This is a genomic window from Marinobacter sp. NSM (assembly GCF_052380025.1).
Classification (GTDB): Bacteria; Pseudomonadota; Gammaproteobacteria; order Pseudomonadales; family Oleiphilaceae; genus Marinobacter.
The window spans coordinates 725,012-750,858 of the sequence record NZ_JBQTCK010000002.1 but is presented as its reverse complement, the minus strand read 5'-3'; the positions used below and the strand labels follow the sequence as shown (position 1 = coordinate 750,858).

Annotated in this window: 19 protein-coding genes; 9 read left to right on the top strand and 10 right to left on the bottom strand. The window is 59.5% G+C overall.

What is annotated here, in order from left to right; genetic code table 11:
• The first annotated feature begins 112 nt into the window (after positions 1-112).
• Complete coding sequence (locus tag ACTZWX_RS07505; RefSeq protein ID WP_444713381.1) at positions 113-1,648, top strand: phosphoenolpyruvate carboxykinase; 1,536 nt, start codon at positions 113-115, stop codon at positions 1,646-1,648.
• Between the two features lie 83 nt (positions 1,649-1,731).
• Here ACTZWX_RS07505 and ACTZWX_RS07500 read toward each other — a convergent pair whose 3' ends face one another.
• The gene (locus tag ACTZWX_RS07500) at positions 1,732-3,798 is read right to left on the bottom strand and encodes a TRAP transporter large permease subunit (RefSeq protein WP_444713380.1); all 2,067 of its coding nucleotides are present in this window, start codon (positions 3,796-3,798) and stop codon (positions 1,732-1,734) included.
• Positions 3,799-3,824: 26 nt separating this feature from the next.
• Complete coding sequence (locus tag ACTZWX_RS07495; RefSeq protein ID WP_058090770.1) at positions 3,825-4,868, bottom strand: hypothetical protein; 1,044 nt, start codon at positions 4,866-4,868, stop codon at positions 3,825-3,827.
• Positions 4,869-5,141: 273 nt separating this feature from the next.
• Here ACTZWX_RS07495 and ACTZWX_RS07490 point away from each other — a divergent pair, with 273 nt between their 5' ends.
• Positions 5,142-5,414, top strand: coding sequence for an HU family DNA-binding protein (locus ACTZWX_RS07490; RefSeq protein ID WP_058090771.1), 273 nt, complete (start codon positions 5,142-5,144; stop codon positions 5,412-5,414).
• A 65-nt stretch (positions 5,415-5,479) separates the two neighbouring features.
• On the opposite strand, the gene ACTZWX_RS07485 is transcribed toward ACTZWX_RS07490, so the two are convergent.
• The 8 genes from ACTZWX_RS07485 to gshB all read right to left on the bottom strand — a co-directional run bounded on the left by ACTZWX_RS07485 (position 5,480) and on the right by gshB (position 12,425).
• A complete protein-coding gene (locus tag ACTZWX_RS07485; RefSeq protein ID WP_058090772.1) occupies positions 5,480-6,499 on the bottom strand; it encodes a putative solute-binding protein in 1,020 nt (339 codons plus the stop codon).
• 206 nt (positions 6,500-6,705) lie between these two features.
• The gene (locus tag ACTZWX_RS07480; protein ID WP_444713379.1) at positions 6,706-8,001 is read right to left on the bottom strand and encodes a dihydroorotase; all 1,296 of its coding nucleotides are present in this window, start codon (positions 7,999-8,001) and stop codon (positions 6,706-6,708) included.
• A complete protein-coding gene (locus ACTZWX_RS07475) occupies positions 7,998-9,017 on the bottom strand; it encodes an aspartate carbamoyltransferase catalytic subunit (RefSeq protein WP_444713378.1) in 1,020 nt (339 codons plus the stop codon). The genes ACTZWX_RS07480 and ACTZWX_RS07475 overlap by 4 nt, the downstream gene beginning before the upstream one ends.
• Before the next feature lie 25 nt (positions 9,018-9,042).
• Positions 9,043-9,552 carry a bifunctional pyr operon transcriptional regulator/uracil phosphoribosyltransferase PyrR gene (gene pyrR, locus ACTZWX_RS07470; RefSeq protein WP_444713377.1) on the bottom strand — a complete coding sequence of 170 codons (510 nt, stop codon included), beginning with the start codon at positions 9,550-9,552 and terminating at the stop codon, positions 9,043-9,045.
• Between the two features lie 19 nt (positions 9,553-9,571).
• Entirely contained in the window at positions 9,572-10,003 is a 432-nt protein-coding gene (gene ruvX, locus ACTZWX_RS07465; RefSeq protein WP_444713376.1) for a Holliday junction resolvase RuvX, read from the bottom strand.
• On the bottom strand, positions 9,996-10,562 hold the full coding sequence (locus ACTZWX_RS07460) for a YqgE/AlgH family protein (protein ID WP_444713375.1): 567 nt from the start codon (positions 10,560-10,562) through the stop codon (positions 9,996-9,998). Before ACTZWX_RS07460 ends, ruvX begins: the two co-directional genes overlap by 8 nt.
• Positions 10,559-11,425: an energy transducer TonB gene (locus ACTZWX_RS07455; RefSeq protein ID WP_286921386.1), complete on the bottom strand. Its 867-nt coding sequence runs from the start codon at positions 11,423-11,425 to the stop codon at positions 10,559-10,561. Before ACTZWX_RS07455 ends, ACTZWX_RS07460 begins: the two co-directional genes overlap by 4 nt.
• Positions 11,426-11,471: 46 nt before the next feature.
• A complete protein-coding gene (gshB, locus tag ACTZWX_RS07450) occupies positions 11,472-12,425 on the bottom strand; it encodes a glutathione synthase (protein ID WP_444713374.1) in 954 nt (317 codons plus the stop codon).
• 291 nt (positions 12,426-12,716) lie between these two features.
• Between gshB and pilG the strand changes: the two genes are divergently transcribed.
• The 7 genes from pilG (at position 12,717) to ACTZWX_RS07415 (ending at position 25,838) form a co-directional block, all read left to right on the top strand.
• A complete protein-coding gene (pilG, locus tag ACTZWX_RS07445) occupies positions 12,717-13,109 on the top strand; it encodes a twitching motility response regulator PilG (protein WP_058090780.1) in 393 nt (130 codons plus the stop codon).
• A gap of 32 nt (positions 13,110-13,141) precedes the next feature.
• Complete coding sequence (gene pilH, locus ACTZWX_RS07440; RefSeq protein WP_011787171.1) at positions 13,142-13,504, top strand: twitching motility response regulator PilH; 363 nt, start codon at positions 13,142-13,144, stop codon at positions 13,502-13,504.
• Between the two features lie 20 nt (positions 13,505-13,524).
• Positions 13,525-14,070, top strand: a complete 546-nt coding sequence (locus ACTZWX_RS07435) for a chemotaxis protein CheW (RefSeq protein ID WP_444713373.1) — start codon at positions 13,525-13,527, stop codon at positions 14,068-14,070.
• Between the two features lie 94 nt (positions 14,071-14,164).
• Positions 14,165-16,240, top strand: a complete 2,076-nt coding sequence (locus tag ACTZWX_RS07430) for a methyl-accepting chemotaxis protein (protein WP_444713372.1) — start codon at positions 14,165-14,167, stop codon at positions 16,238-16,240.
• A gap of 27 nt (positions 16,241-16,267) precedes the next feature.
• The gene (locus ACTZWX_RS07425) at positions 16,268-17,167 is read left to right on the top strand and encodes a CheR family methyltransferase (RefSeq protein ID WP_444713371.1); all 900 of its coding nucleotides are present in this window, start codon (positions 16,268-16,270) and stop codon (positions 17,165-17,167) included.
• A gap of 11 nt (positions 17,168-17,178) precedes the next feature.
• Positions 17,179-24,786 (top strand): Hpt domain-containing protein, encoded by a 7,608-nt coding sequence (locus ACTZWX_RS07420; protein WP_444713370.1) that lies wholly within the window; start codon positions 17,179-17,181, stop codon positions 24,784-24,786.
• Complete coding sequence (locus ACTZWX_RS07415; RefSeq protein WP_444713369.1) at positions 24,786-25,838, top strand: chemotaxis protein CheB; 1,053 nt, start codon at positions 24,786-24,788, stop codon at positions 25,836-25,838. Before ACTZWX_RS07420 ends, ACTZWX_RS07415 begins: the two co-directional genes overlap by 1 nt.
• The last annotated feature ends 9 nt before the right edge of the window (positions 25,839-25,847 follow it).

Genomic DNA, 25,847 nt, shown 5'->3' with positions numbered 1-25,847 from the left:
GCGTCTCTGGCATAATAGCGCGCCTGAATTGACCCGATTGCTCAGATTTCCGTCAATTTTTTCGGGGGGACGGCCTGAGCAATCACGAAGACATCCCGAGGGCGAGGTCGAAGTGAGCAACACTTATAATGATCTGAGTACAGCAAGACTGGTTGAAGTGGCACTGGCCAGAAATGAGGGACAACTGGCAGCCAACGGTTCCCTGGTGGTCACCACCGGCGAACGTACCGGCCGGTCTCCCATGGACCGTTTTATCGTCGAGGAGCCCAGCACCGCTGACGACATCCATTGGGGCCCGATCAACCGCCCGTTCGACGCCGACAAGTTCGACGCCCTCTGGGATCGTGTTGAAGCCTACATTGCTGAAAAAGACAGTTTTGTCTCCCACGTTCACGTCGGCTCTGACCCCGAACACTATCTGCCGGTCAAAATGACCACGGAAACCGCCTGGCAGAACCTGTTTGGCCGCAACCTGTTTATCCGCCCGGATGACTACAACCCGGCCGACAAACAGGAATGGCAGATCCTCAACGCCGCCAACTTCGAGTGTGTGCCCGAGCGTGACGGCACCAACTCCAACGGCTGCGTGATCATCAACTTTGCCAAGCGCAAAGTATTGCTGGCAGGCATGCACTATGCCGGCGAAATGAAAAAAGCCATGTTCTCTGTACAGAACTTCCTGCTGCCGGAAAAAGACGTGCTGCCGATGCACTGCTCCGCCAACGTCAGCGAGAATGGCGAAACCTGTCTGTTCTTCGGCCTGTCCGGCACCGGCAAGACCACCCTGTCTGCCGATCCGCACCGCTTCCTGATCGGTGACGACGAGCACGGCTGGGGCCCCGGCACCGTATTCAACATTGAAGGTGGCTGCTACGCCAAGTGCATCGATCTGAGTCAGAAGAACGAGCCCATCATCTGGGACGCCATCCGTTTTGGTGCCATCGTTGAAAACGTGATGATCGATCCGGAAACCCGTGAGCCGGATTACACCGACGTATCCCTCACCGAGAACTCCCGCTGCGCCTACCCGCTGGAGCATGTGGAAAAGCGGGTTCTGGAGAACCGCGCCGGCGAGCCGTCGCACATTATCTTCCTGACCTGCGACATGACTGGCGTTCTGCCCCCGGTATCCATCCTGAGCCGTGAAGCCGCCGCTTACCACTTCCTGAGTGGTTACACCGCACTGGTTGGCTCAACCGAGATGGGCTCGTCGTCCAAGCTGAAGTCTACCTTCTCAACCTGCTTTGGTGCCCCCTTCTTCCCGCGTCCGGCCGGTGTATACGCCGAACTGCTGATGAAGCGGATCGACGAGTTCGGCAGCAAGGTATTCCTGGTCAATACTGGCTGGACCGGCGGCCCCTACGGCGAAGGCAAGCGTTTCAGCATTCCGACCACGCGCGCTATCATTGCCGCCATCCAGAATGGCGACCTGGACGACGTGGAAACCGAGTATCTGGACACCCTGAACCTGGACGTGCCCAAGCACATCCCTGGTGTCGACACCGAGCTGCTGAACCCACGCAACACCTGGACCAGCCCGGAATACTATGACGGCAAGGCCCAGGAGCTGATTGCCCAGTTCGTGGAAAACTTCAAGAAGTTCGATGTGGCAGATGCCATCGTCGAGGCCGGCCCGAAACTGAGCTGAGCCTGACCCGAAAAAAAAGCGCCCTGCGAGAGCACGGCGCTTTTTTTGTCGCCTGAAACCGAAGGGACGGATGCCCCCGGAGATCAGGTGGCGTAGAACAACAGTGGCACAAAGGCTACCAGCAGCAGCGAAATCCCCATGGCAATCAACGGCATGATGATACGTTCATGGCGCTGGTAGAAGGTTCCACCCTCACGCTGAGCAGCCAGCACCTCGGCCTCGCCCACCACCTGGCGGGTCAGCAGGTGATTGAGTGCCACCGGCGGGCTCAGGTAACCCAGTTCGAAGGCCACCAGCGTCACCATCCAGAAGTGTATCGGGTGAATACCACTGGAATAGGCAATGGTGGCTACGGTAGCAGTGACCAGAATCACGGCACCGAAAGCATCCATGATCATGCCCAGGATCACCAGAATCACCACCATCAGCAACATCGCGGACCAGGCGCTATCGAAGGCCTGCGGGAAGGCTTCCATGATGTGGGAACGCTCGATGACACCACCAATGCTGACCGAAAGGCCAAGGAGCAACAGCAGTGCTCCGATTTCGGCGGTGGTGTCGTTGGTTGCGCCACGGATGCTGCGCTCCAGCCCCGGGTGGCGAGCCTGCCCCGGTTCCGGGCTGGTCCGCTTCTTCAGACTGACATGCTCATAGACCAGAATCGCCAACATGATCACCGGCAGCAACCGGGGCGCGGAGAACTCATCCATCTTCACGTCCAGGGCGAAGCGGTATAGCAGAACGACACCGGCGATCACCAGTGCGTAGGGCAACAGTGGCCGGAGCGCCCGGAATGAGGCCGGGAAAGCCTGAGCGGTCGGCGCCAGGTCGAATTTGCTCTGGCGGTTGACCGACATCGCCACCAGACCAAACATGGTCGCGGTCAGGACAAATACCCAGATACCCCAACCGAACAGTTCGTCGGTCGTCACTTCCCGGTTCAGGTAGGCGATCACCACCACCAGCAGACATGGCCTCAGAACCACGCCCAACGAACCGGACATGGCCGTCGCCGCCAGGGCCAGGTGTCGCCTGGCGCCCGCGGCCCTCAGTTCGCTGTAAATCACAGCACCGGCGGCGATAACAAAGATCCCTGAAGCACCGGTATAGGCCGTCGGCACAGCAGCAACCAATACGGCAACAACCGCCAGCATTTCCGGGGGCATTCGCCAGGGCCGGAACACATTGAACACGAGGGTCGCCAGACGAGTCTGCTTGAGCATCATGCCAACCCAAACGTACAGGCCGACGTTCAGAAACATGTCCGACAGCTCCATCATCTTACCCAGGTAGATACCAATACCCGAGGAGTGGCCGATCATCGCAAAGTAGGTGCCGGAGATCAGGCACATGACGGTATACAATGGCACCGCAAGGAAGGCCTGCCCGAGCCGACCACCCTCCTGTAGATTGGAGGGCACCCGGAACAGCCGATACAGGCTGGCCAAGGTGAGACAGGCAAAACCAACAATCCACAAGTTGTGGAGCATCAGCTCCTCGCCTGAAACCGCGGTACTGCTGCCCAGGCTGGATTGCCGGAAAATGGCACTGGAGCCCAGCAGCATGGCGTTGGCAATGGTCTGCAGGGTATGGGAAACGATGTAATCCAGCCGGGTTTCCATCGCCCGCATGGCGATGTGGTGTCGGGTCAGGGTTGCTGTAACCGCACACAGCATCACCAGAATCACCAGGATATAACGCTGGCCCGCCAAGCCGAAGGCGATCAGATCGGCCACGAACAATTCCACCGCACGATAGGCTTTCACCCCGGGCGTCAATTGATCCTGCAACTCCAGATAGCTGGCATGGGACGCCTGACACTCACCAACCGATCGCTCGATGGCCAGCCGGACATCCGCCGGATTTTTCTCATGGGCACCAAGTAAAGCCGCCATGGGATCGTCGTCCGGAGGTGCCGCAGCCATTTCCTCAGCCACGGCTGCATCGATATCCCGGTCGGGATTACACTCCGGTTGCACCGGATCCATGCGGAGTTTGTAGTAACCACTCCAGAGCTGCTCACCGCCGCGCAGCATCTGGTTATGGATATCACTACTGGTCGAGAACAACACCACAGCCAGCAGCAACAGACACGCCGGCAAGGAAGAGAACCATTCCAGCCCGGAACGTTGCAGACCACCCTTAGTCATAAAACTTACCCTGGAATTTGAAGGAGTTACAGCAGATCATCCAGATCCATGGTTTCGACCGGCGCCCGCTGATCATCCCAGAAGCTGCCGAATTGACCGATGGGGGTTCGGTGGCCGGTGTTCTCAACCCACAAACGATCAGAAATGGCCACCAGCATGTTGCTGGCCATGGCATCAACAAACCGCCATTGTTCGCTGGACGCGTCATTCTTCAACGATTCGGCGTGGTCCCGGATCACCGATTTGATCAAGGCTTCGTCGTTCTTGTTTACTGCGGCGATCGCGTGGAAAACGTGGCCGAGCCTGACGCCCGCCTCTTCGCCCTGCTTGCTGGCGATAGCCAGTCGTTCAAAGGCGTCTTCACCTTCCGGCTGGGTGCCCGGAATCATGGCCCAGACCGTTGCCCGCAGCCCCATCGGTGCGCCCCACCATTTCTTGTTGTCCAGGCATTGGGTCGCCCGGCCAACCACGGAACCGGTGTTGAACGGCACACCAATTGAGGACGATGCCTGTATCTGGGCATTCAATGCCTGCAACCCGGACAACAAGCCGGCCAGGTAAATAAATTCATCCAGATCGTCTTTGAATTTGGGGCATTCCCCGCCATCCGGATCACCGTAATGGGCGTGGTGATGCTGCCAGCCCTTCAGGTAACGCTTCGCCGCCTGGGTATGGGCCCGTTTCTGCCGGATCATCGCATCCTGGGCCTCACCGGCGTTCATGGAATACATTGCCCGCGCCGCAGCCAGTTCATGCTCCCGGGCCTGCTCCTCCGCACAACCGCCCGCCGAGAGGTACAACATAACCGCCAGCTGGTCCGGTTCGCGGGTCACGCGGCCAAACGACATCAGCAGTGGGGCTGTCGCCTCACTCATGGAGCAACCCATGGCCAGGTCATCCGATTCCAGCAGGTAAGGCACCGTGTGATTGCGCGAGAACCCTTGCATCACATCACCGGTGGTTTTGTAGATCATGTGGTTGACGGCACCACAACCGGTGAGCACCAGGCTGGCACCAACAGCGGCCACCAGCCCACGAATTCCGGAACCGGCTTTGCGGAAATCATTCATAGCATCAACACCCTTTTATTCTTGTGTTATTCAGAAAACATCAGCGCCTGGCGCCGCCAGAATCGTTTTGTTACATCCTGTAACCGGCCATGCATTATGACCAAACCGGGCTCCGGTTTATGAGACCAACCCCGCAAATGACGCCTGCGGCCACAGTTCGTAACCGAACAGGGTTTGCACATTTCGGCCAAAGCCACTATAGATTGCTTCGATCGCAGGGACTGCCTTGCGGTCAAACACAATAATCAGAACGAAATCAAACAGGAGTATCCGATGCGCAAACCAGAGCTTGCCGCCGCCATTGCCGATAAAACCGGCCTGACCCGGGAAAAAGCCAGCGAAGTTATCAACGCGTTTACCGATCAGCTGTCTGCGGCAGCGGCCCGGGGTGAAGACACCACGCTCATTGGCTTCGGCACCTTCAGCATTCGCTCCCGCGAGGCTCGCACAGGCCGCAACCCGCAAACCGGCGCCACCATCCAGATCCCCGCCAGCAAGACCGTCGGGTTCAAGGCCGGCAAAGCCCTGAAAGACGCGATCCGTTAACCGGATCCGGCCCGCCAACCGGCGGGCCAGCTTCTGCCTGACAGGCCCAGCAACGCCCTTCAGACTTAAGACGCACACTCCGAACGCGAACCGTCCACCCGGCAACGAATGGCACGCATCAGTTTGATCGCACGCTCGTCATACACGCCATCCTCCAGCAGAGACAGCCTCACCTGGCGCAGCATCCGGTCGTACTCGGCCACATCTTCCTGGGGCGGGTGCATCCATACCTCTTCGGGAATGCCAGCTTCTGCCTCAGCGATGATCTCGTAGGCCTGATCAATCCGTTTGATCGATTCATCACGCACCATCTGGCCGGCATCATCCGGGAAACGGTCGGTATGGATAATCACCTGAAAGTTCATATATGCCAAGGCGTACTTGAAAACACCGCCCTTTTCGTTGACGCCCTTGTACAACTCCAATGGCTGATAGGCCACGGCAGGCGCATAGGCCAGATCGACACTGCCATTGTTGAACTTGCCAGCGAAATTGGCGGAATTGGAGCCCACCACTGACGCACCTACATGGCGAACCATGCGCACCGACGCACTGTCATAATCCAGGGTGGCGATGCGCTTGCCCTGGAGCTTTTCAACCGAGTCGACGTTGCGATCACGGGTGTGGAGGTAGATGGCACCACCGGGGAATACACCGGCCACCTCGTAGGGTCCTTCAACCAGGAACTGGCGCGCCTGGGGTTGGCTCAGGGTGTTGTACAGCAGGCGCATTTCCTGCTCGCCAGGGACGGCACCCATGGCCTCCAGGCTGCCGGTAAATTTATTGAACTCTCGGGCGCGGGTGCCCGTGAGCAGCACCGCGTCGCACTGGCCTGCCTTGAAGTCTTCGGCGGCAACCTTTTCATCGGTGTAAGCCCGCAGGTTCAGCCTGATGCCTCGCTGCATGGCGACCGGCTGGAACTCTTTGGTAATGGCAAACAGCGGGCCGTTGGCGCCCACGGGATCGAACACGCAAAAGCTGCGCTCGAGAATCTCGGTTTCGGCTTTCGCCAAAGCAGGGGTTACCAGGGTGGCGCACAAAGCAGCCGCCATGGCAATACGGCGGGATAGACTGACTGATTTCACGGGATGACTCCTGAATTATTATTGTCGGACACCGCCACAGCGGGCCGCCGGCATTTTTCGTCGTCCTTTTAATGACCATAAGTGGCCGAGCCATAGAATACGTTGGCTCAGGTGCCTCCCTTCAAGGGTTTTTCAGCAAAAACAGGGCAATCTGTGATGGCATCGACAGAGGTTGGCTAACCTCTGCCGCATTTTCCGCAGTGTCACTACTGCCAGGCGGTCCGTCCGCCAACCAGCGTCAGCTTCATTAACCCCGGCAGCTCACATCCGAATCGAGGGGCATGGTGTCCGGCTGACACCAGGGTAGATGGGGACGGCACCCAATGGCCTTTGGGGTCGAAAATGCACAGATCTGCAGCCAAACCCTCAGCCAGCGCCCATTCCCGGCCCAAAACCCGGGATGGACCAAGGGTCAGCGCAGACAGCAGATCCGTCATCTCAAGCTCACCAGCCGCCACCAACCCCAACCCCAGGGACAACACGCTCTCGATACCGGACAGACCAGGTTCGGTCGCCGGCAGTGGCGCCTGCTTGGCGGCGCTGTCGTGGGGCTGATGCTGGCTGACGATGGCATCAATCACACCCTCGCGAACGCCTGCCAGCAGCGCCCGGCGATCAGTCTCGGAACGCAGCGGCGGGCGTACGTGAAAACGGCTATCAAAGCCCGCCAGTGCGTCTTCGGTATAAACCAGCTGATGCATGGCGACATCGGCAGTCACCTGGATTCCCCTTTTCCGGGCCTCCGCCAGCATCTCGACGCTGCGGCCACAGGACAACTGGCTCAGGTGCAGTTGTACCCCGGTCTCCTCCGCCAGCAACAGCATTTCCATAACCGCAGCCGTCTCCGCTACTTCCGGGATGCCCAGCAGGCCCAGGCGAGTCGCTACCTGACCGTCGTGAGCGTAGCCGTCCGCGGCCAGAGCCTGGTTCTCCGGACTGAACATCACTGTCAGGTCAAAGGTCTGGGCATAGGCCATGCACCGGCGCAGAATCCGGGCATTGCGCACCCCACGGGAACCGTTCCCCACTGCCACGCAACCGGCGTTCTTCAGGCCCGCCATATCACTGAGCAAGTCACCTTCCAGGCCACGGGTAATCGCTCCAACGGGCAACACATTCACCACACCACGGGTTGCAGCACCTTCACGAATCAGATGGGTCACGGCGCTGGAATCATTGACCGGAGAGGTTTCTGGGCTGGCGCAAACCGTGGTGAAACCACCGTGGGCGGCTGCCCGGGTTTCCGAGGCAATATTGCCCTTCTGACCATTACCGGGTTCCCGAAGGTTGCAACACAAATCCACAAACCCCGGAGAAATCACACAGCCACTGGCGTCAAAGCTCTGGGCCGCTCCGGGCTGCTCAGCATCCGACCCGACTGCAGCAATCTTGCCATCACGAACGAGTAGCCCGGGATTGTCGGTCAGTCGCCCATTAGCGTCGAACAGGGTGCCACCGGTAATCACCAGACTGGTGCTGTTGTCTTGCTGGCTGCCATTCATGCCCGGGTTCCCTCTCTGTCGATCTGTCTTTGCTGTCGCTCTGCCATTTGCCCGCCCATTGCCATGGACATGACCGCCATCCGTATGGCGATGCCGTTGGTCACCTGGTTCAGAATCACCGATTGGGGACCATCCGCCACCGCCGACTCGATCTCCACACCCCGGTTGATGGGGCCCGGATGCATCACAATGCAGTCGGGCCTGGCCAGTGCCAGCTTCTCCTGATTCAGGCCATACAGTCGGTAGAACTCCCGCTCGCTGGGCAGCAGTGCCCCTTCCATACGTTCCTTTTGCAGCCTCAGCATGATCACCACGTCCAGGTCTTTCATACCACGGGCCATGTCATATTCCACGGTGCAGCCGAGATCTTCCACATCCCTGGGCAACAGGGTACCGGGGGCAATCACCCGCACCTCTTCTGCGCCCAGTTCGTTCAGGGCTCGAATCTGGGAGCGGGCCACCCGGGAGTGTAATACGTCGCCAACAATCGCCACTTTCAGGCCTTCAAAACGCCCCTTGTGCTGACGAATGGTGAGCATGTCGAGCATCGCCTGGGTTGGGTGGGCATGCCTGCCATCGCCCGCATTGATGATGGCCACGCCCGGGGTCACGCTTTCGGCAATAAAGTGCGGCGCCCCGCTCTGGGAATGCCGCACCACGAACATGTCGCTGGCCATGGCCTCCAGATTGAGCAGGGTGTCAGACAGGGATTCCCCCTTAGAGGTGGCCGAGGTGTTGATGTCCAGGTTCAGCACATCAGCAGACAGACGCTTGGCGGCAAGCTCGAAGGTGCTGCGGGTGCGGGTACTGGATTCGAAGAACAGGTTAACGACCGTGCGGCCCCGCAACAGCGGTACCTTCTTGATACTGCGTTCGCCCACCTCGATGAAGGAATCGGCGGTATCCAATATGTCGGTCAGCAGCTCCCGGCCCAGGCCGTCCAGGGTGAGAAAATGCCGCAACTGACCATCCCGGGTCAGCTGCAAGTGGTTCGGGGAGGGATCGTTTGCGGTCATGGCTCGCCTGTCGTCAATTGGGGTGTTACTGCCTGGAGTCCTGAAGTTCGATACGCAACGGGTCGGGGCCGCGCAACTTGATGCGCTGATGCGCTTCCAGCGCCAGGGAGTGGCCGACCACATCGGGCTGAATCGGCAGTTCCCGGGCACCCAGGTCAATCAAGGTGGCCAGTATGATACTGGCAGGACGGCCGTAATCGAAGATCTCATTCATCGCGGCACGAATGGTCCGCCCGCTCATGATCACATCATCGATCAGGATAATGTCCCGGCCTTCAGTGTCGAACGGCAGGCTGGACGGCTTGACCTTCGGGTTCAGGCCAATGCGGCTGAAGTCATCCCGATAGAAAGAAATATCCAGCTCACCAAACGGCTGTTCAATACCCAGGCGTTTGCCAATGACATCGGCCAGCCAGACGCCACCGGTGCGAATACCAATCAGCACGGGGTTGTCGATACCACGCTGCTCCAGAATCCGGCGTAATCCGGTTTCCAGTTCATCGAGCAACTGGTTGATATCCATCAGTGCGGTCATCAGAGCCTCATCATTCAGGTCAGCCGGCCTGTTCCCGGCACCAGGTTTCCAGTATCAGTACCGCGGCACGGTCATCTACCCCGCGGCGACCAAAATCCCGGCTGCCACCGGCAGCCATCACCTCACCCTTGGCTTCAAAGCTGGTCAGTCGCTCATCCACCATGTCGACGGGCACATGAAAACGACCGTGCAGGCGCTTGCCGAATTTGCGGGCCCGCGCGCACATGTCGTTCTCGGTGTCATCCATATTCAACGGCAACCCTACCAGCACCACATCCGGTTGCCATTCTGCCAGAAGTTTCTCAATCTGCTGCCAGTCCGGGATGCCGTCCCGAGCCGGGATCATGGCCAGGGGCTGGCCGGTACCGAGCAATTCCTGGCCGGAAGCAACACCAATGCGACGGGTTCCAAAATCAAAGGCCAGCAGCCTGCGATTACCTTGCTCAGGCATGGCCCACCGAATCGCTGAGCTGGTTCAGATCAACACCGATCAACCGGAGTACCGCCTCATAGCGCTTGCTGACTGGCGTCCGAAACAGGATATCGGTGCTGGCCGGGCAGGTCAGCCAGGCGTTGCTGCCCAACTCTTCTTCCAACTGCCCTTCACCCCAGCCCGAATAGCCCAGGGCCACCAGAAACTCGTCCGGCCCCTCATCGCGACCGATACTCTCCAGGATATCCCGGGAGGTGGTGAGCAGAACGTCATCGGTCACCAGTGCGGTACTCTGCCATTGCCGGCCCGGCGAGTGGAGCACAAAGCCCCGTTCCGGCTGCACCGGGCCACCGGTGAACACCGGCAGGTCCAGCTCGCCGCCATGCATATCCAGCTGTTCCAGAACTTCCCCCAGATGGATATCCAGCGGCTGATTGATCATCAGCCCCAGGGCCCCTTCTTCGGAATGCTCACAGAGGTAAATAACACCGCCATGGAAACGGGGGTCGGCGAGCCACGGTGACGCCACCAGAAAGTGGTGCCTGAGATTACCGTCGGTTTGCTTGGACGCTGTCATCCGGATGTAAGCCCCCGCTGCTGGAACGACCAGGTACGTATGATCTCCAGTTCGTCCACTTCCTGCTGCATCTCTTCCGGGAAGGGTGCAAAGGGCGCGGCCATGCGCACAATGCGAATGGCGGCATCATCAAGTACCGTGCTGCCGGACGACTGGAGTATCGCTACTTCCTTGATTGTGCCATCTTTGCGCAGAGAAACCAGCATACGCAGATTTCCGTAGATTCCGGCCTGCCTCGCTTCAGTCGGATAATTGATGTTACCCACCCGGGTAACCTTGTTTACCCAGTTCTGAACGTACCAGGCATTGCTTGACCTGAGGGTGGAGGCCGCCGTCACCCGCATGACCCTGGGCTTGCGGGCATAGGCTTGCTGCTGGGCATCAAACCGGGCTTCCAGGCTGGCAATTTCCAGGCTCCGCTCCATCAGGCTTTTGCGCTCACTGCGCGGCAACGGTTCCGGCTCGGGTTCTGACCGGTCTTCGGGCTGCTCTACCTGCCGGCTCGCGGTCGTTTCGGTCTGGACCACCGCACGCTCTTCCCGGGGTTGCGGTTGCGTGGTGGTCTGGGGCTCAGGCTGCACCTGGGCCATTTCAGGCTGGCTGATTTCGGCTGGTTCCGGCGTGGTCATCTCCATGGCCTCTTCTTCCGTGCCACTGCCCCGCTGGCTGGTCTGGGCCAGAAAATCCGCCTCATCCGGAGCCTGCTCATCATCAAACTGCGAGAGCGTAATCTCCATGGTCTGGGCAGACGAACGGGGAGACTCCGGAGCAAAGGTAATGCCCAGAACCACAATGGCATGCACCGCCAGCGCCATGAAGAGCGTGAAGGACAACCGGTCGAAATCGCTTACCTGAACTGCCATTACCTTTCCTGAAAGTTTATCTGCACGTGCCTGGAGGAAGTCTGACTCAGCTCCGGCCCAGGCGCCGATCAATGGCATCCATCAGCATGCCGGCAATGTCTATGCCAAAGGCCGCATCCAGCTCACGGATACAGGTTGGGCTGGTGACATTGATTTCGGTGAGGTAGTCGCCGATCACATCCAGCCCGACAAACATCAGCCCTTTTTCCTTGATCACCGGCGCTACCCGGGCGCAGATTTCCCGATCCCGCGCGGTCAGTTCGCGCCCCTCTCCGCGCCCCCCAGCTGCCAGGTTGCCGCGATTTTCACCCTGGGATGGAATTCGCGCAAGGGCGTAAGGCACCGGCTCGCCCTCAATCAGCAGAATCCGCTTGTCGCCGTCGGTGATTTCCGGAATGAATTTCTGCGCCATGGCCTGGTGGGCGCCATGATTGGTCAGGGTTTCAATGATCACCCCAAGGTTCGCATCGTTTTCCTTGACCCGGAAAATCGACCGGCCGCCCATGCCATCCACAGGTTTCATGATGATGTCGCCATGCTCAGCATAGAACTCCCGGAAACGCTGGGAGGAACGGGTGACGATCAACGGCGGCGTGAGGTCCTCGAACTGGGTGGCAAACAGCTTCTCGTTGCAATCCCGCAGCGTGGCCGCCGGATTGACCACCAGCGCACCCTGTTGCTCAGCAGCCCCCAGTATATAAGTAGCCATCAGGAACTCGCGATCCACCGGCGGATCCTTGCGCATCAGAATCACATCCAAATCACCCAGAGCCCGATCCTGGCTGGCGCCAAAGCTGAACCAGTTTTCCGGGTCCATATGCACAGTGAGATCGCGGGTGTGGGCACGGGCCTGGCCGCCCGCCAGATACAGATCGTGCTGTTCCATATACTCGATCTGCCAACCGCGTTTCTGCGCCGCCAGTAACATGGCCAGCGAACTGTCTTTCTTGAAGCTGATGTCTTCGATAGGATCCATCACGATCCCGAGCCGGACTGTCATCAGAGTCTCCTGGAATTTCGATGTGAAAACACGAACCGGTCAGCAGAGCGAACCAGCGATAAAGTGCTATGCTGGAAATGGTATTGTACCCGAGCCTTGATTGCACCCGGTGAAATCCACAGTTAAATCCGTGACGGCACAGGCAGAAGTACATTTGGTCACAAACTAATACTTTTTAACCGGCCATCGATACTCTATAAATGAGCGGGGTTTATAGAACAACCTTAAGGTTTGTGTTAAAACCCCCGTTTGAAAATAACGACAGTCGCTAGAGCGCAAGGCAGTTGGACAATGGATGACAACTTCGAGAATCTGAAGATTATGGTGATTGACGACAGCAAAACCATTCGTCGCACCGCAGAAACCCTTCTCAAAAAGGTCGGTTGTGAGGTCATCACCGCCACTGACGGCTTTGACGCTCTGGCCAAGATTGCCGATTCCCAGCCGGACATCATTTTTGTTGATATCATGATGCCCCGACTGGATGGCTACCAGACCTGCGCACTTATCAAGAACAATTCCTCTTTCAAAAAGACGCCGGTTATCATGCTCTCGAGCAAGGACGGCCTTTTCGACAAGGCAAAAGGCCGGATCGTTGGCTCGGACCAGTATCTGACCAAACCGTTCAGCAAAGATGAGCTGCTCAATACTATTCGCCAGTACATTCCACAGGCGCAACAGTAAACCTGCTGACACCAGTAATTATCGAGGAAAACATGGCCCGCATTCTGATTGTTGACGACTCGCCAACAGAAGTTAAAAAGATTTCCACTATCCTGGAAAAGCACAAGCACGAAGTGCTGACCGCCGACAACGGTGCAGACGGCGTGGCCAAAGCCCGCGCAGAAACTCCGGACCTGGTTCTGATGGACGTGGTCATGCCTGGCCTCAATGGCTTTCAGGCCACCCGCCAGCTGACCCGCGCGCCAGAAACCGCGTCCATTCCGGTTGTGATTGTCACCACCAAGGATCAGGAAACCGACCGCGTGTGGGGAACCCGCCAGGGCGCCAAGGGTTACCTGGTCAAGCCGGTTAACGAAGATGACCTGATCAAAACAATCAACAGCCTGATTGCCTGATCCCTAACCGTGGAGTAAGCATGTCCGCCCAGGCCGCCCCTTTCGCCGTTCTGACGGATATCGCCCAGCGCAGCCGGTCATTAGCCGCCGGCCTTCCGGAACAACAGGAAGCCGTTGAACTCTGGAACGGCATCGGTTTTGTTCTGGCGGGTGAGCGCTATGTCGCACCCATGGGTGAAGTCACCGAAATCCTGCACGTCCCCCGGTTTACTCATATTCCGGGGGTTCGCTCGTTTTTGATGGGTGCTGCCAATGTTCGCGGCCGCCTTTTGCCCCTGGTTGATCTCGCCGGCTTCTTCGATGTTCCCCGATCCTCCCGCAATATGCGCGAGCGTCGGGTTCTGGTCATTGAGGAAGGCGACGTATTCAGCGGCCTGGTGGTCGATTCCGTGCTGGGCATGCAGTACTTTGCAAAAGACAGTTTCAGGGCGACTCCCGAGGGAGTACCCGACAGCATTCGTCCGTTCGTAACCGGTGGTTACGAACGCAACGAGGAGGTCTGGAAAGTGTTCTCTGCCGCCGACCTGGTGGAAGATGAGCGTTTTCTCGATGTCGCACAGTGGTAAGGGTGTGAGCACTGGCAGGAACATCACCCTGACCGTCTGAAACCCGTTACAAAAACTTGCCATTTCCAGAAAGAAAGAGGCCGGGAGCCAGAAAATGAAAAACAGAGCCGGAAGACTCAGCATGGGACAGGGGGGCAACAGACTGGTTGCCGGCCTGATCGCTGCGCTGATTGCACTCACCGTCCTGCTCGTTGTGGTCCTGTTCATTATTAACAGGGATAGCCAGAACGACCAGGAATACATCGCCAACACCGCCGAAATGCGGGTGCTCTCCCAGGAGATCGCGAAGAACGCCACCGAGGCCGCCGGCGGTACCGCCGAAGCCTTTGACCAGCTTCGTCGCTCCCGGGATGACTTCCAGCAGCTCTGGTCATTCGTCTCAGAAGGTAATCCGGCCACCGGCCTGCCTGCCAGTGAAATGGCCCAGCGCAGTGGCGTTCAGCAGAACTGGAACACGGTTCGGGACAACGCTGACAGCATCCTGTCTACCCGGGATGCGGTACTCGGTCTGCACGAAGTAGCCCGGACCCTGAACGAAACCATTCCCCAGTTGCAGGTGGAGTACGATGACATCGTACAGATCCTGCTGGACAACAACGCTCCGGCGGAACAGATCGCCCTGGCCCAGCGCCAGTCGCTGCTGGCAGAGCGTATCGTGCGTTCTGTTAACAACGTACTGTCCGGTGACGAAGACGCGGTTATCGCCGCTGACCGTTTCGGCCGTGACGCCAGCCTGTTTGGCCGGGTACTGGACGGTCAGCTTAACGGCAACCCCGCCATGGGCATCTCCCGGGTAGCCGATGAAGACGCCATCTACGGCCTGGAGGCGGTAGACGAACTGTTCGAATTCGTTTCCCAGAACGTTGATGCGATCCTTGAAGCCTCTCCCGACCTCTTCAAGGTTCGTACCGCTGCCAGCGATATCTTCCAGAACTCCGAGATCCTGCTGTCTGAACTCTCCGCTCTGGCCGACGGTTTCGCCCGTCAGTCCAGCTCCCGCTTCATCAGCCCGACCCTGGCCTTCTTCCTGCTGGCAGCCATGGTTGCCATCGTAGTGGTCATCGGTGTGGCTCTGTATCGCGATGCCCAGGCTCGACTGTCTGCGACTCAGGAGCAGAATGAACAGAACCAGAACGCGATCCTGCGACTGCTGGACGAACTCGCCGACCTGGCGGATGGTGACCTGACCACCGAGGCCACGGTAACTGAGGACTTCACCGGTGCCATCGCGGACTCCATCAACTACGCGATCGACCAGATGCGTGGACTGGTCCAGGCGATTCGTGGCACGGCGGTACGGGTAGCGTCAGCCGCGCAGGAAACCCAGGCCACGGCCATGCACCTGGCCGATGCTTCCGAGCACCAGGCACAGGAAATTGCCGGCGCCTCTGCCGCGGTTAACGAGATGGCGGTATCCATCGACCAGGTATCGTCCAACGCCGCCGAATCCTCAGCGGTTGCGGAGCGGTCGGTTGCGATCGCCAAGAAAGGCGCGGAAGTGGTACAGAACACCATCCGCGGCATGGACAACATCCGTGAGCAGATCCAGGAAACTTCCAAGCGGATCAAGCGACTGGGTGAGTCCTCCCAGGAAATCGGTGACATCGTATCGTTGATCAACGACATCGCCGACCAGACCAACATTCTGTCCCTGAACGCCGCCATCCAGGCCTCCATGGCCGGTGACGCGGGCCGGGGCTTCGCGGTGGTTGCGGACGAAGTTCAGCGACTGGCGGAACGCTCCTCTGCAGCAACCAAGCAGATCGAAGCGCTGGTTAAGACGATCCAGTCTGACACCAACGAAGCCGTTATCTCCATGGAACACACCACCGCCGAGGTGGTCCGTGGTGCTCGCCTGGCACAGGATGCGGGTATCGCCCTCGAGGAAATCGAGAACGTATCCATGTCTCTAGCGGAACTGATCCAGAACATCTCCAACGCGGCACGTCAGCAGTCGTCCTCTGCGGCGCACATTTCCAACACGATGAACGTCATCCAGGAAATCACCTCTCAGACCTCGTCCGGTACCAACGCAACCGCGAAGTCTATCGGTAATCTGGCCGAGATGGCGTCTGAACTGCGGTCCTCCGTTGCCGGCTTCACGCTGCCAGACGAAGAGCTTGCAGATCAGGAGCAAGAGGAAGACAACGACGTTCCGGTGATCAGCTGATCACCGGCCCGGGGCGAATGACGGTTTATGGCTCAGATGCATAACCAGCTGTCACCCGCCGAAGGTATTTGGGCACTGCGCCGACTCCCGGATATGGACGAGGCGCAGTTCAGCCAGTGGCAAACCCTGCTGGAGCATCGCACCGGCATCACCCTGACGGCCGAACGCCGTTCGTTCCTGGAAACCAATCTGGGCATACGAATGCGGGAAATCGGCTGCAGCAGCTACCAGGCCTACTACGAGAAAATCGTCAACGGCCCGGATGCCGTCAGGGAATGGGCAACACTGGTTGACCGTCTGACCGTTCAGGAAACCCGGTTTTTCCGGGATCCTGACGCCTTCCGGCTGGTAGCAGACTATGTTCTGACCCGCCCCAGGGAACAGTTCAGAAAGCGCGCCCTGGAAGCTTGGAGTGTTGGCTGTTCAACCGGCGAAGAGCCCTACACCCTGGCGATGATCCTGAACGAGTGCATGGGGCAGCTGGCGCTGCAGCCTCTGTTTGGCGTCACCGGCTCCGACATCAGCCAGCCCGCCATCGAAAAGGCACGCCAGGGCCAGTTCAATGCCCGCAAGCTGCTGGGCATGGACGAAGACATGAAAGCCCGGTATTTCCGTCCATCAGAGAGGAATACCGTTGAGATTGTGAACAGCATCCGTGACCGCGTCTGTTTTACCAGGCTCAATGTCCTGGACCTGGACAAGGCACCGATGCACGGCATGAACATTATCTTCTGCCAGAACCTGCTGATCTACTTCCGCCGCTGGCGCCGGCGGGAAATTGTCAAACGGCTCGCAGAGCGTCTGGCACCGGGGGGGTTACTGGTGCTTGGCCAGGGTGAACTGACCGACTGGCAGCCACCGGGCCTGCAGAGGGTTCCCTCGGAACATGTGCTGGCGTGGATCAAACGTCAGTCCGATGAAGAATAACCGGAGTGGTTATGGGCAATCACCATGACAGTATCGCCCTCGACTGGGTTCGGGGCGAAATACAGGACACGCTGACCCAAGGCCAGCATGCACTTGAAGCGTACGTCGATAATCGTGACGATACCGCGCGCCTGCGCTTCTGCCTGAACTACCTCCATCAGGTACACGGTACCCTGCAGATGGTGGAGCTCTACGGTGCGGCATTGCTCACCGAAGAGATGGAAAAGCTGACCCAGGCCGTCCTGAACGAAACCGTCACCAATGTGGACGACGCCGTTGAAGTACTGATGCAGGCCATCCTGCAGTTGCCCCAGTACCTCGAACACCTCGGCAGCAGTCGTGACGATTTTCCGATGGTGTTGCTGCCGCTATTGAATGATCTCCGGGCCGCCCGTGGCGAAGCCCTTCTGTCGGACACCTCACTGTTCAAGCCGGACCTCAGCCCATCCCGAATCCGGGTCAGCAGCAAAGTCTCCGAACGGCTGCATGACCCCAAGGTGCTTGGCCATCTGCGCAAACTGCGGCAGATGTACCAGTTTGCCCTTGCCGGCGTGGTGCGGGAGGCCGACCTGGCCGCCCATTTCGATTACATGCAGAAGGTCATCCAGCGACTGATCCGCCTATGCCAGAAAACTCCCCGCGGTGAACTCTGGAAAGCCGCGAGCGCTTTTGTCGAGACCCTTCGGGCCAACGTGAACCCGGTCAATACCGCCGTTAAATCCCTGTTGCGGGAGCTGGACGCCGAGATTCGACGGCTGACCGACGAGCACGCCGATATTCTGCAGCAGCCAGTACCGGAAGCCCTGTTCAAGCACCTGCTGTACTACGTGGCACGGGCCCGTGACCTGGACAGCCCGCAGGTCAATGCACTCCGGGACGCCTATCAGCTAACCAGCGCGTTGCCGTCCGAAGACGACGTTGACGCTGCCCGCACTCGCGTGTCCGGCCCGGGCCGCGATGCCATTCATTCTGTTGTCAGCGCCCTGAACGAGGAGCTGGCCCGCCTGAAAGATCAGCTCGACCTGTTCGTGCGCGCCGAACTGCGCCAGAACACCGAGCTTGACGAACTGCTGCCGGGCCTTCGCCAGGTTGCCAACACCCTGGCCGTTCTGGGCCTCGGCATCCCCCGCAAGGTGGTAACCGAACAGGTTGAACTGGTCGAGAAACTATGTCGCCAGGCCGAGCCCGCCGACGATGGCACCCTGATGGACATCGCCGGGGCTCTGCTCTATGTAGAAGCCAGCCTTGCCGGCCTGGACAGTGACCGGCGGACTGACGTTGAGTCGGGCAGCCAGGATGACGAACGCCCCAACATGGGCAGTCTCGAGTTGGGCGACGCCAGTGAAGCCCTGCTCCGGGAGTCGCGCAACACCCTCGAGCAGGTCAAGTCGGCCATCGTCAACTTCATTGCCTCGCAATGGGATACCCGGGAAATCGACCATGTTCCCAGCCTGTTGCACAGCATTCGCGGCGGGCTCAGCCTGGTACCGCTGGATCGCGTGGCAGACATGCTGGCCTCGGCTGAGCGTTACGTTTCCGATGTCTTGCTGAGTAACAAACAGGTGCCTGACTGGAAACAGCTAGACACCCTGGCCGATGCCGTCACCAGTATCGAATACTATCTTGAGCGCCTGGCGGAAGGCATCAGCGACAACGATTCCATTCTGAGAGTGGCCGAAGACAGCCTGGCCGGGCTTGGCTTCCCGGTAGGACAGGAGCCAACCTGGAACCTCGACCAGCAGGCGTCTGAATCCACCTCCGTGCCGGTTGTGGAAGTTCAGGAGCCGGGAGAAACGCCGGATGCGGCCAAGGCATCAGATGACGAGCTGGTTGATGACGAAATTCTGGGCATTTTCGTGGAGGAGGCCGAAGAGGTTCTCCAGACCATCCATGAATTCTACCCCCGCCTGCGCCAGAGCCACGACGATCGCGAGGCACTGACCGAAGTGCGCCGCGCCTTCCATACGCTTAAAGGCAGTGGCCGTCTGGTAGGTGCCTCCAGTATCGGCGAACTGGCCTGGTCGGTTGAGAACCTGCTGAACCGGGTGATCGATCAGACCATCAAGCCAAGTGACGACCTGTTTGCACTGGTTGATGAAGTTAACAGCCGTATTCCATCACTGATTAACGAATTCAGGGATGGCCACAGCAGCGGTGACGTTGCCGAACTGATCGAACGGGCCGAAGCCCTGGCCACCACTCGCCGGGCCGATGCTGAGGAAGCCCCTGCACCAGCTGAGTCATCAGAAGCTGCCGAAGCCAGTGCCGGACCTGAAACAGCACAACCGGATGAACCGGTGACGGAAGAGTTTGCGGAGCCCGCAGCCACCGGGGCCAGTGACAGTGATGACCTGATCGACGATGAGATTCTGGAAATCTTCATCGAAGAAGCCGGGGAGGTGCTCGACACCATCCGCGAATACCTGCCGATGCTGCTGCGCCAGCACGACGACCGTACCGCCCTGGCGGAAGTGCGCCGCGCCTACCACACCCTGAAGGGCAGTGGCCGGATGGTTGGCGCCGAGGTGATCGGTGAATTGGCCTGGTCTGTGGAAAACATGCTCAACCGGGTTATCGACGGCAGCATTTTCATGAACGACGACGTTGCCCAACTGGTACAGGACGTGACCGATGCCGTCCCGGCGCTGGTTACTGACTTCGAGCAACGTCGCCCCGCCAGCGTCGATACCTCGCTCATGCAGGCCCGGGCAACCGCCCTGGCCAACGGCGAGATTCCGGACGCCACCTCCATGCCCCCGGCGGAAGCCGAGATAGGTGATGAAGGGCAAACAGCCCAGGATACCGGTCTGGAACACGCCGAGCCCGAATTCGATGCGGTCGCCGGTGAACCAGATCAGGACGTCGATCCCGTTCTTCTTGAGATTTTCGAGAACGAGACCGAAACCCATCTGCAAACCCTCAAGGATTATCTGGTCGCAGCCGGTGACAAGACTTCGGCTGCCTACACCGATGACCTTTCCCGGGCCCTCCACACCCTCAAGGGCAGCGCCCATACCGCCGGTATCGCCCCGATTGCCGAGGTTATTACGCCGCTGGAACGCTTTGTTAAAGAGTCCAGGGCCCAGAACAAACGTGCGGACCGGGACGTGCTGGAGCTGATCGAACAGGCCAGCCGCTACCTGACCGAGGGCCTGGCCCAACTCAGAAGCAACCCGCAAGGGTCGCTCGAGGGTACCGATGAATACCTGGCAAGACTGCAACAGATCAGCCAGCAAACCCTGCTTTCACATGCCATGTCTGACGACGATCAGCAGTCTGAGCAGGCGCCGACGCAACTGGTTCAGCTGTTCCTCGGTGAAGGTCTGGACATTGTTCTGGACGCAGAATCGATCCTCGACGACTGGGCACAGCACCCGGAGCGCACAGACTCACTGGCCACCTTGCGTGAGGAACTGGAACAACTGGCCCGGGGAGCCTCGGATGCCGGTCTGACAGACGTAGCCAACCTGGCCGCTGCCCTGACCCGCACCTACACCGCGTTCGCAGAAAACCAGCTGACACCGGGCGATGACTTCTTCGCCACCGTTCGCCCAGCCCAGGAACAACTGATCAACCTGATGGATCAAGTGGCTGCCGGTCTCGCCACCGAACCCAGCGACGGTTTGATCGAAGAGCTCGACGAACTGGCCAGCGCATCATCGCAAGCCAGTCAGGAACCAAGCGAATTCGACCAGCAGTTCACCGAGGATCTGGAAGAAATCGACCTCAGCCTCGAACTGGAAGAGCTGGACCAGGGCGCGCCCGAATCCACCGGGAGCGAGCAGCCACCGCTGCCGGAACTGTCCTCGGATGACAGCGATATTGACGAGGAACTGGCGGAAATCTTCCTCGAGGAAGCCCGCGACCTGATCAACAGCACCGCCGATGCCTTGCAGAGCTGGAGCGAAGATACCGGCAACCTGGACATCCTGCGACTGCTGCAGCGTGACTTGCATACCCTTAAGGGCGGAGCACGGCTTGCCGACATCCCCTCGGTAGGCGACCTGTCCCATGAACTTGAAAACCTGTTCGAGGGGCTGACCGAGCAGAAGTTTGCCGTCACCGACACACTGTCTGATCTGCTGTTCCGCTGCCATGACCGTCTGGCAAGCATGGTAGAGGCCCTGGAAACCCAGGAGCCACCACGGCCGGCACCGGATCTTATTGCCGAGATCCACGCCTACATCGATACCGCGCGGGGCTCACGGCCGGTCACCGACGTCAGCCTCTCTGACACCGCAGAGGTGTCCGAAGACCAGGAGTTGCCGCAGCCCGAAGCTGACGAGGCACCCGAAGAGACCACTGCGGAAGACGAATTACAGGCCACAGACCTTTCACACCTTGATCCTGAGTTGGTGGGCATTTTCCTCGAGGAAGCCTATGACCTGATCAACTCCACCGGCAGTTCGTTACATGCCTGGAGCGAAGATCCATCGGATCGTGAGGTTGCCGCTGTCCTCCAACGGGAAGTACACACCCTCAAGGGTGGCGCCCGCATGGCCGGTGTCGACGCCATCGGTGACCTGACTCACGTGCTGGAAGACCTTTTCGAGAAAGTGGCGGAAGGCCAGCTCGACGCCAGCGGCGAAATGACCGACCTGCTGTTTGCCTGCCACGATCGTCTGGCTCAGATGGTTGAACAGGTCGCCACTCAGAAGCCCTGCCCGCCGGCCGATGAATTGGTTCAGCAGGTGGAAGCGATTCTGCGGGGCGAGACCCCGGCGCCAGTACAAACCTTACCTGCCGAAGAGGTGGAGGAGACGGCAGAGCCAGGCGCCGAGTACTGGAGTCCTGAAGCCATCGCCGAGCCCGGCACTGACAGCCATGAAGATCCTACAGGTGCGCTGGCAGCGGCCTCCGACGACGACCTGATTGGCATTTTCCTGGACGAAGGCCTGGAGATCCACGAAGCCATCACCGAATGCCTCGACCAATGGCGTGAAGAACCGGACGAACTGGCCGGCATCACCCGATTGCAGCAGGAACTGCATACCCTCAAGGGTGGCGCCCGCCTGTCTGATGTCGACCCGATTGCCGACCTTGCCGAGGCCTGGTCGGACGCGCTGGATACGCTGGTCTCCGGCGGTAACGATCAGCAAGCTCTGCTGACGCTCAGCGACCGGGCCCTGGCCAGCCTCAAGTCCATGCTGGATACCATTGAAGCAGGCCAGAAACCGAAGTCTGCCAGCGACCTGATTGCCGACTTCCAGGCCGCCGGCCAGGTTTCTGACGACCTGGCGGAGGCCCCGGAGGCATCCACCGAGGCCGACTCGGAAGTGGTCGATCCGGAAGTGTTGGAGATCTTCCTGGAGGAAGCCGGCGAGATCATGGACCAGCTTGAGCAGCTGCTGGATGACTGGCGCAAAGAGCCGGCCAACCATCATTTTAACCAGGAAGCGCAGCGCGCCCTGCACACCCTCAAGGGTGGTGCCCGGTTGTCGCAGCTCAGCGAATTGGGAGACAAGGCCCACGCCTTTGAAACCCGTCTGATTGACCTGGGTGGAAATGCTCCGGACGACAGCCAGTGGCAGGCGATTACCGAAGACCACGACGCTATTATTGGTTTGGTGTCGGCTATCCGCACTCGCTTTGAGTCGGGTGCACCGGTTATTGCACCGTCACAGACACAGCCCGATTCACCGCAGCCAGAGCCGGCATCTGAGCCGCCAGCCGAGGTACCGGCCCCGCAACCAGAAACGCCCGCCAAACCGACCCCGGAGCAGCCCAAGCCAGCAAAAGCAGCGGCCAAGATCCGTAACAAGGCGGCAGAAGCCCAGCGAGCGGCCCAGGAAACCATCCGGGTGTCTGCGCCATTGCTGGACGAACTGGTTAACCTGGCCGGCGAGACCAGTATTACCCGGGGCCGCCTGGAGCAGCAGACCAGCGATTTCAGCCACACCCTGGATGAAATGGCCGCCACCATCGAACGTTTGCGTGAACAGCTGCGCCGGATGGATATCGAAACCGAGGCCCAGATTCTGTTCCGGGCCGAACAGGAACACGGCCCAGACTACGGCGACGACTTCGATCCGCTGGAGATGGACCGTTACTCCTCCATCCAACAGCTGTCCCGGGCACTGTCCGAGTCATCCTCTGACCTTGCCGACCTGAGGGAAACCCTGGCCGACCGGGTACGGGATACCGAAACCCTGCTGGTGCAGCAGTCCCGGATCAACACGGAACTCCAGGAAGGTCTGATGAAGACCCGGATGATTCCGTTCGCCTCGATGGTGCCACGCCTGCGTCGTATCGTGCGCCAGATCAGCGGCGAGCTGGGCAAAAAAGTGGACTTTGACGTTCGCAACGCCGAAGGCGAAATGGACCGCAATATCCTGGAGCGCATGATTGCGCCCCTGGAGCATATGCTGCGTAACGCCCTGGACCACGGCATCGAAACTCCGGAAGAGCGCAAGAAAGCCGGCAAGCCTGCCACCGGTGAAGTGACATTGTCACTGACCCGGGAAGGCGGCGATGTGGTTCTGCGGATGATCGATGACGGCAAGGGTATCCCGGCCGATGTCATCCGCGACAAAGCCGTCCGTCAGGGGCTGATGCGGGCCGATGAAGACCTGTCAGAGCGGGAAATCCTGCAGTTTATCCTGCAACCCGGCTTCTCCACCGCGCAACAGGTTACCCAGATCTCTGGCCGTGGCGTGGGTATGGATGTGGTCGGTAGCGAGATCAAGCAGCTGGGCGGCAGCCTGGATATTGACTCGGCCCTGGGCCGCGGCACCACCTTTACCGTGCGCCTGCCGTTTACCGTGTCGGTCAACCGCGCCCTGATGGTGGCTACCGGCGAAGACTTCTATGCCATCCCGCTCAACACCATTGAAGGTATCGTGCGGGTCAGCACCTACGAGCTGGAAGAGTATTACAAGCCGGATGCACCGATGTACGAGTACGCCGGCCAGCAATACCGCCTGCAGTACCTGGGCAGCCTGCTGAACAGTGACCACCATCCGAAACTGCAGGGCCAGGCCTTGCCGTTACCGGTGATTCTGGTGCGAGGTGCCGAACAGCCCATGGCCTTGCAGGTGGACCACCTGATGGGCAGCCGGGAAATCGTTGTTAAATCCCTGGGCCCGCAGTTCAGTACGGTGCGCGGTGTGTCCGGTGCCACCATTCTGGGTGACGGTAACGTGGTGGTGATTCTTGACCTGCCAGCGATGATCCGTTCCGACATTCTGTCCGAACGGCAACGCCTGGCGAACCTTGAAAAAGCTCGGGAAACCAGCCGCTACGAAGAGAAGATCACCACGGTTATGGTGGTGGACGACTCGGTGACCGTGCGCAAGGTTACCTCTCGATTGCTGGAACGAAACGGCATGGAAGTCATCACCGCGAAGGACGGTCTGGATGCAGTGGCCCAGCTTCAGGATCATCGCCCGGACATCATTCTACTGGACATCGAAATGCCGCGGATGGACGGTTTCGAAGTGGCCAGTTTCGTGCGCCACGACGACAACCTGAAGGAAACGCCGATCTGCATGATCACCTCCCGGACCGGGGAGAAACACCGCGAGCGGGCATTGTCGATCGGGGTCAACGAGTATCTGGGCAAACCGTTCCAGGAAGCCGAGCTGCTTGACACCATCAAGCGGCTGACCGGGAATCAGTGATGGCCGGCCAATCTGGCCGGCCCGGGGTCGGGATTGTTTCCGATGTGGTCCTGCAACGCCATCGGTTGCAGGCCGCCACCGGTAAATTCGGTCTGGAAGTGTCATTTTCCGGCGATCCGTCCCGACTGATGGACTATCCGGAATTCCCGGATGCGTGCCTGTGGCTGGTCACCCTGGAAGACGAGGCAGACCATCCAGCGCTGTTTGATCATTTGCTGGAAAATACCGACGCTCCGGTACTTTTCGGGGTTGATCAGGCGCCTAAACCCGGCAGTACCGACTATTTCCGTTGGGAACGACGGCTTGTGGACAAGCTGGAGCAGCAACTTGGCCACCTGGAGGCACTGGACACCGCCAGCGATCTGGAAGAATTGGTCGAGACCACACCGGCGCCTCATTCGGCACCGGAACTGCCTCGTTGGATTGCCCCGGCGGTGCCAGGCTCATTGGCAGAGGATGTCTGGGTGCTGGGCGCTTCCCTGGGCGGACCCGCTGCCGTCAAAACGTTTCTGGACAATCTGCCACCGGGATTGCCGGTGGGCTTTGTGTACGCGCAGCATATTGATGGCAACTTCACCGAGGTACTGACCCGGGTTCTTGGGCGACATGCCCACTACCAGCTCAAGCGGGCGGAACAAGGCTACCGGGTACGAAACGGTGATGTGGTGCTGTTGCCGGTTGAGCGGGAATGGACGTTCGACACGCAGGGCCAACTGACAGAACGCAACACTCCCTGGCCTGGTCCCTATGGCCCGTCCATCGACCAGGTCTTGCTTAACGTCGCCGATTACTACGGCAAGCGTTGCCACGCCATCCTGTTTTCCGGCATGGGCAACGATGGCGCCATTGCAGCGCCCATGCTTAAAGCCTACGGCAGTCGCATCTGGGTGCAGGAAAGCAAGAGTTGTGGCAACAGTTCGATGCCGGATTCGGTCGCCGCTACCGGCTGCAGCAGCTTCTGCGGCACACCGGAGCAACTGGCGAAGGAACTGGTGAAAACCATTGAGAACAACTGCCTGCTCAAAGGCCGGCAGAAACGGGATTCCGCCTGAGGTAACACG

Excerpts from the sequence above, each read along its gene's own strand:
- ACTZWX_RS07500 (WP_444713380.1), bottom strand. The coding sequence starts at position 3,798 with ATGACTAAGGGTGGTCTGCAACGTTCCGGGCTGGAATGGTTCTCTTCC.
- ACTZWX_RS07495 (WP_058090770.1), bottom strand. The coding sequence starts at position 4,868 with ATGAATGATTTCCGCAAAGCCGGTTCCGGAATTCGTGGGCTGGTGGCC.
- ACTZWX_RS07490 (WP_058090771.1), top strand. The coding sequence starts at position 5,142 with ATGCGCAAACCAGAGCTTGCCGCCGCCATTGCCGATAAAACCGGCCTG.
- ACTZWX_RS07480 (WP_444713379.1), bottom strand. The coding sequence starts at position 8,001 with ATGAATGGCAGCCAGCAAGACAACAGCACCAGTCTGGTGATTACCGGT.
- ACTZWX_RS07475 (WP_444713378.1), bottom strand. The coding sequence starts at position 9,017 with ATGACCGCAAACGATCCCTCCCCGAACCACTTGCAGCTGACCCGGGAT.
- pyrR (WP_444713377.1), bottom strand. The coding sequence starts at position 9,552 with ATGACCGCACTGATGGATATCAACCAGTTGCTCGATGAACTGGAAACC.
- ruvX (WP_444713376.1), bottom strand. The coding sequence starts at position 10,003 with ATGCCTGAGCAAGGTAATCGCAGGCTGCTGGCCTTTGATTTTGGAACC.
- ACTZWX_RS07460 (WP_444713375.1), bottom strand. The coding sequence starts at position 10,562 with ATGACAGCGTCCAAGCAAACCGACGGTAATCTCAGGCACCACTTTCTG.
- ACTZWX_RS07455 (WP_286921386.1), bottom strand. The coding sequence starts at position 11,425 with ATGGCAGTTCAGGTAAGCGATTTCGACCGGTTGTCCTTCACGCTCTTC.
- gshB (WP_444713374.1), bottom strand. The coding sequence starts at position 12,425 with ATGACAGTCCGGCTCGGGATCGTGATGGATCCTATCGAAGACATCAGC.
- pilG (WP_058090780.1), top strand. The coding sequence starts at position 12,717 with ATGGATGACAACTTCGAGAATCTGAAGATTATGGTGATTGACGACAGC.
- pilH (WP_011787171.1), top strand. The coding sequence starts at position 13,142 with ATGGCCCGCATTCTGATTGTTGACGACTCGCCAACAGAAGTTAAAAAG.
- ACTZWX_RS07435 (WP_444713373.1), top strand. The coding sequence starts at position 13,525 with ATGTCCGCCCAGGCCGCCCCTTTCGCCGTTCTGACGGATATCGCCCAG.
- ACTZWX_RS07430 (WP_444713372.1), top strand. The coding sequence starts at position 14,165 with ATGAAAAACAGAGCCGGAAGACTCAGCATGGGACAGGGGGGCAACAGA.
- ACTZWX_RS07425 (WP_444713371.1), top strand. The coding sequence starts at position 16,268 with ATGGCTCAGATGCATAACCAGCTGTCACCCGCCGAAGGTATTTGGGCA.
- ACTZWX_RS07420 (WP_444713370.1), top strand. The coding sequence starts at position 17,179 with ATGGGCAATCACCATGACAGTATCGCCCTCGACTGGGTTCGGGGCGAA.
- ACTZWX_RS07415 (WP_444713369.1), top strand. The coding sequence starts at position 24,786 with ATGGCCGGCCAATCTGGCCGGCCCGGGGTCGGGATTGTTTCCGATGTG.